Origin of the sequence: Rhodovulum sp. (assembly GCF_011048875.1) — a bacterium.
In the GTDB taxonomy this organism is placed as follows: Bacteria; Pseudomonadota; Alphaproteobacteria; order Rhodobacterales; family Rhodobacteraceae; genus Rhodovulum; species Rhodovulum tesquicola.
This window is the reverse complement of sequence record NZ_DSDD01000344.1, coordinates 1-5,898: the sequence shown is the minus strand read 5'-3', so window position 1 is coordinate 5,898 and position 5,898 is coordinate 1. Positions and strand designations below refer to the sequence as shown.

At 66.3% G+C, this 5,898-nt stretch carries 4 protein-coding genes and 2 pseudogenes; 3 read left to right on the top strand and 3 right to left on the bottom strand.

Annotated features, from left to right (window positions below; translation table 11 throughout):
- Positions 1 to 121: 121 nt before the first annotated feature.
- Positions 122 to 2,089: a protein meaA gene (locus tag ENN83_RS12085; protein ID WP_287187354.1), complete on the top strand. Its 1,968-nt coding sequence runs from the start codon at positions 122 to 124 to the stop codon at positions 2,087 to 2,089.
- Between the two features lie 37 nt (positions 2,090 to 2,126).
- Here the strand turns inward: ENN83_RS12085 and ENN83_RS12080 are convergent, their stop codons facing one another.
- From ENN83_RS12080 to ENN83_RS12070, 3 genes are all read right to left on the bottom strand, one after another.
- The gene (locus tag ENN83_RS12080; protein ID WP_287187352.1) at positions 2,127 to 2,444 is read right to left on the bottom strand and encodes an HPF/RaiA family ribosome-associated protein; all 318 of its coding nucleotides are present in this window, start codon (positions 2,442 to 2,444) and stop codon (positions 2,127 to 2,129) included.
- 86 nt (positions 2,445 to 2,530) lie between these two features.
- On the bottom strand, positions 2,531 to 3,751 hold the full coding sequence (locus ENN83_RS12075; protein WP_287187351.1) for a glycosyl transferase: 1,221 nt from the start codon (positions 3,749 to 3,751) through the stop codon (positions 2,531 to 2,533).
- 18 nt (positions 3,752 to 3,769) lie between these two features.
- Positions 3,770 to 4,549, bottom strand: coding sequence for an HAD-IIB family hydrolase (locus tag ENN83_RS12070; RefSeq protein ID WP_287187349.1), 780 nt, complete (start codon positions 4,547 to 4,549; stop codon positions 3,770 to 3,772).
- A 121-nt stretch (positions 4,550 to 4,670) separates the two neighbouring features.
- Between ENN83_RS12070 and ENN83_RS12065 the strand changes: the two are divergent.
- A pseudogene (locus ENN83_RS12065) lies at positions 4,671 to 5,377 on the top strand (ABC transporter ATP-binding protein).
- Positions 5,374 to 5,898 (top strand): annotated as a pseudogene (locus ENN83_RS12060) (ABC transporter permease); the annotation flags it as partial. The pseudogenes ENN83_RS12065 and ENN83_RS12060, both read left to right, overlap by 4 nt.

Here is a 5,898-nt window from a genome sequence, read left to right as displayed (position 1 = left end):
GGTAATTTTATGTCGTCGCCGCGGGCGGCTTGCCGCGACGCAGCGAATTGACATCGCCAGATCCTTGCCCTTATCTCGGCGGAAGCGAAATTTTCTTGCCAACCCGACTCCGAGGCGCGCCATGACCGAGACGATGAAAGACCGCCCCTGGCTGTTCCGCACCTATGCGGGCCACTCCACCGCCAAGGCATCGAACGCGCTTTACCGCAGCAACCTTGCCAAGGGCCAGACCGGCCTCAGTGTCGCCTTCGACCTGCCTACCCAGACCGGCTATGACAGCGACCACGAGCTTTCCCGCGGCGAGGTCGGCAAGGTCGGCGTGCCGGTGGCGCATCTGGGCGACATGCGGACGTTGTTCGACGGCATCCCGCTGGAACAGATGAACACCTCGATGACGATCAACGCGCCCGCGCCCTGGCTGCTCGCGCTTTACATCGCGGTGGCCGAGGAACAGGGCGCCGACATCTCGAAACTGCAGGGCACCGTTCAGAACGACGTCATCAAGGAGTATCTTTCGCGCGGCACCTATATCTGCCCGCCGAAACCGTCGCTGCGGATGATCACCGATGTCGCGGCCTATACCCGCGAGCATCTGCCCAAGTGGAACCCGATGAACGTCTGCTCCTACCACCTGCAGGAGGCGGGCGCGACGCCGGAACAGGAACTGGCCTTCGCGCTGGCGACCGCGACCGCGGTGCTGGACGATCTTCGGACAAAGGTCGCGCCGGAGCATTTCCCCGACATGGTGGGCCGCATCTCGTTCTTCGTGAATGCCGGGATCCGCTTCGTCACCGAGATGTGCAAGATGCGCGCCTTCGTGGAACTGTGGGACGAGATCTGCCGCGACCGCTATGGCGTCGAGGACGAGAAATACCGCCGCTTCCGCTATGGCGTGCAGGTCAACAGCCTCGGGCTGACCGAACAGCAGCCGGAAAACAACGTCTATCGCATCCTGATCGAGGCGCTGGCGGTCACCCTGTCGAAAAAGGCCCGGGCCCGCGCCGTGCAACTGCCCGCCTGGAACGAGGCGCTGGGCCTGCCGCGGCCCTGGGACCAGCAATGGTCGCTCAGGATGCAGCAGATCCTGGCCTATGAAACCGACCTTCTGGAATACGAGGACCTGTTCGACGGCAACCCCGCGGTGAGCGCGCGGGTCGAGGATCTCAAGGCCAATGCGCGCGCGGAACTCGCCCAAATCGACGCGCTGGGCGGCGCCGTGGCGGCCATCGACTACATGAAGTCGCGCCTTGTCGACAGCAATTCCGACCGCATTGCCCGGGTCGAGACCGGCGAGACGGTCGTTGTCGGAGTCAACCGCTGGACCCAGGGCGAACCCTCGCCGCTGACCGCGGGCGAGGACGCAATCATGGTGGTCGATCCGGCGGTCGAGGCCGACCAGATCGCGCGCCTGAACGCCTGGCGGGCCGAACGTGACGCGGATGCCGTTGCCCATGCGCTCAAGGCGCTGCGCGAGGCCGCGTCGACGGGCGCCAACATCATGCCGCCCTCGATCGCGGCGGCGAAGGCAGGGGTGACCACCGGCGAATGGGGCGACGTGATGCGCGCCGTCTTCGGCCAGTATCGCGGCCCGACGGGCGTTTCAAGGAACCCCTCGAACCGCACCGAAGGGCTTGACGAGATCCGCGCCGCCGTCGATGCGGTGGCCTCCCGCCTCGGCCGTCGGCCCAGGCTTCTGGTCGGCAAGCCCGGGCTCGACGGGCACTCGAACGGCGCCGAACAGATCGCCGCCCGCGCCCGCGACTGCGGCATGGACATCCATTACGAGGGCATCCGCCTGACCCCGGCCGAGATCGTCGCCGCCGCCCGCGAGGGCAATGTGGATATCGTCGGCTTGTCGATCCTGTCGGGCAGCCATATCCCGCTGGTGGATAGCCTGATGAAGCTGATGCGCGAAAACGACCTGACGCATATCCCGGTCGTCGTCGGCGGCATCATTCCCGAGGACGACGCCCGCCGCCTGCGAGCGATGGGCGTGGCCAAGGTCTACACGCCGAAGGATTTCGAACTGAACCGCATCATGTTCGACATTGTCGGCCTGATCGGCCCCGAGCCCGTCGCGGCGGAATAGCCCCGGTCCGGAACGGCCGCGGAGCGGGGCGTCGGGCTCAGCGCCGCGGGTCGAGCTTGCCGAACTCGCTTTCGAGATGCGCCCGCATCTTGCGCGCACCGCCGCGCAGGGCGGCCTCGACATTGGCGTCATTGTGGGTGACCGTATGCGGTCGCAACCCCTCGGGGCGCGCCTCGATGGTGCAGCGGATGTCGTCGGGACCGCCCTTGGCGCCGTTGGTATCGACCAGATGCACCTCGACCCGCGTCAAGCGGCCCGTCAGATGCCCCAGACCCGACGTGACCATCTGTTCGGCCACCTCGGCCAACCGCTCGTCGCCATGGATGTTGGAATCGGTGTTCAGTTGGAACTGCATGTCCTCTGGTCTCCTTCAGCTGAGCCTCTCTTGTCACCTAGGCATGCCCAAGCCGGATCGCCAGCCCCCCACACGGCTGCGACCGCCTAGACGAATTCCGCCGCATCCGCCGCCACCGCCGACAGCATGTCCGACATCAGGTCGGGATCGGCCGCATGAACCCTGTTCCATGTCGGGATGAAGGGCGTCTCGGAGGGGTTTTCCAGGAAGATATTGCCCGCCTCGACGATGTTGCGGGCAAACAGCTCGATGATGTTCTCCTCGCCATGCCGGTCGAGGCTGAGCCCGTTCATCCGCGCATCGTTGTAGTAGCAATCCAGCAAATCCAGCGCCGAGCGATAATAGGTCGCCTTGAGCGTGCGGAACACCTCTTCGGAGAACACCGTTCCGTCTGCCGCCAGTTTGCGGAAGATCGACTTGCAGATATCGACCGACATCCGCGACAGTCCCGCACTGGCGTCCTCGGCCGAGACCGGCTGGTGCTTGTGGTCATAGCCGTCGGCGATCTCGACCTGGCAGACGGATCCCGGCGCCAGGTTGCGCCAGGCCTCGGACAGCACCCCGATTTCCAGACCCCAGTCGGACGGGATGCGCAGATCGGGCAGGAGCGCGGTGCGCATCGCGAATTCGCCCGACAGCGGATAGCGGAACGAACGCAGGTAATCGAGATAGTCGCGGTCGCCGATCGTCTTTTTCAGCGCGATCAGGATCGGGCTGACCAGCAGACGGCTGACCCGTCCGTTCAGCTTGCCCTTGCCGATCCTTGGGTAGAAGCCCTTGGCCAGTTGATAGGGAAAATTCGGGTTCGCTACCGGATAGACCAGCCGGGCCAGCATCTCGCGCCTGTAGGTCAGGATATCGCAATCATGCAGCGCCATCACCGCGCTGTCCTTGCAGGCCATCAGATAGCCCATGCAGAACCACACGTTGCGCCCCTTGCCCGGCTCGCCGGGGTTCAGGTTCAGCGCATCAAGCCGGGCATGGATCGCCTTCATCCGCGGGCTGTCCTGCCAGATCACGACATGGTTCTGCGGCAAGCAACCGAAGAAATTCACGGCATGGGCGAACTGGTCGGCATCGGCCTGGTCCAGCCCGATCACGATGCGGTGCAGATAGGGCACCTCGGCCAGTTCATCGAGGATGGCGGGAAGGGCGTCGCCCTGAAGTTCCGAGAACAGCGAGGGCAGGATCAGGCTGATCTTGCGGGTCTGGGCAAAGCTCGTCAGTTCGTGGATCAGCAGATCCGGCGCGGCGAACCGCAGGTTGTGCAGGGTCGCCACGTTGCCATTCTGGTGAAAATCCGCCAAGCGCCCGATCCTCCTGCCTCAGATGCCGCGCTCCTTGATAACCCGTTCCATCGCCGCGTTCCAACCTTTCGGTCCTTCTGCGTCGATCCGCAGGATCCGCCCCCCGGCCTCGCCCGAAAGCGGCGGCAGGGACGGGCGGTGCGGATTGGCGATGACAAACCCCAGATCGGCGGCTTCCAGCATCTCGACATCATTGGGCGCATCGCCCAGCGCGACCGTGAAAGGGCGGCCATAGCGGGCGGCGATCTCGGCCATGCGGCTGGCCTTGGTCCCGCCGAAGGACAGTGTCAGAAAGCGCCCGCCCTCGCGCGCCTGCACGCCTTGCGCGGCCAGCGCGCCGAGGAACGCCGCCTTCTGCGCCTCCGATCCGCGCCAGAGTCCCGGCTCGGAAAACCGCCGCCGCGCGGCAAGCTCGGCCTCGGCCAGCGGCAGGCCGGTGCGCCGGGCGATCATCGGCACGTCCCAGTCACCAAAGCCCCGGAACGCCGCCCGCAGCGAGGCGGGCAGTCGATCCAGCGCGGCACGCAATTCGTCATAGCGCCCGCGGTCCTCGGGCGCCTCGGCGCCGGGTTCCAGCACGCCCGCGCCGTTCTCGACAATGGCGGGGTGATCCGCCAACCCAAGGTCCGCGCGCAACGGCGCGATCTCGCCCGCGGTCTTGGACGAGGCCAGGATCACCGGCACCCCCGCCGCCCGCAACCGTGCAAGCGCAGGTTCGGCCGGGTCATGGGAATAATCCTCGTGATCCAGAAGCGTGCCGTCCAGATCGGTGAAGACAAGAAAGGGGAGACTGGGCATCGGAGGGATCCGGGCTTGTTCGCGCAGGTGGCATCCTAGCCCGGGGACAGGGCGCAAGCCACCCCGCCGCCCCTCGAAAGACGGGGCAAGGACTGTCTTATTGACCAACGACGGGGCGATCATGGACCGTCCGATCTTTCGCACGGAGGCCCTGAGCAAGGTCTACGACACCGGGGGCGCCAAGGTTCATGCGCTGGCCGGTGTCGATCTTGAACTCTTCGCCGGAAAGCTTGCGGTTCTGCTCGGGCCTTCGGGCAGCGGGAAATCGACGCTGCCGAACATCCTGGGCGGGCTGGACCACGCCAGCGCGGGCAAGGTCTGGTTCAAGGACATCGAACTGACCGCGCTGCGCGAGCGGGGGCTGACGCGCTATCGCCGCGATCATGTGGGCTTCGTCTTCCAGTTCTGCATCTCGTGCCGTCCCTGAGCGCGCGCGAGAATGTCCAGCTTGTGACCGATGTCGCGCGCGACCCGATGGACCCGGCCGAGGCGCTGGGGCTGGTGGGTCTGTCGCACCGGCTGGACCATTTCCCGGCCGAAATGTCGGGCGGCGAACAGCAGCGCGTCGCCATCGCGCGCGCCATCGCCAAGCGGCCCGAGGTTCTGCTTTGCGACGAACCCACCGGCGCGCTGGACAGCAAGACCGGCGTGCAGGTCCTTGAGGCGCTGAAGGACATCAACGAACGCTTCGGCACCACCACCATCATCATCACCCATAACGCCGCGATCCGGCGGATGGCGCACCGGATCGTGCGGTTTCAGGACGGGCGCATCGTCCCGGCCGAGACCAACGAAACCCGCCTTGCCCCCCACGATATCGACTGGTGAGCGGCTTGCAGGCGCTGGATATCAAGCTCGTGCGCGACTTCCGCCGGCTCTGGGCGCAGGCGCTGGCGATCGCGCTGGTGCTGGGCTGCGGGGTCGCGATCTTCCTGACCTCGTTCGGGATGTATAACGCGCCGGAGGACACCCGCGCCGCCTATTACGAGCGCAACCGTTTCGCCGATGTCTTTTCCGAGACCCGCCGCGCGCCCGCGCCGCTGGAAGCCGAGATCGCGGCGATCCCGGGCGTGGCGACCGTCGAGACCCGCGTCGTCGGCTCGGTCATCCTGGACATTCCCGGCCGGACCCAGACCGCGGTGGGCCGGGTGATCTCGCTGCCGAACGGGGGGATGCCGCAGATCAACATCCCGATTCTGCGCGCAGGCCGCCTGCCCGCCCCCGAAGCAACCGACGAGGTTGCCGTGAACGGGCCATTCGCACGGGCCAACGGCTTCGTGCCCGGCGACAGCTTTCACGCCAACCTGAACGGACAGAAGCGGCAGTTGACGATCACCGGCACGATGCTG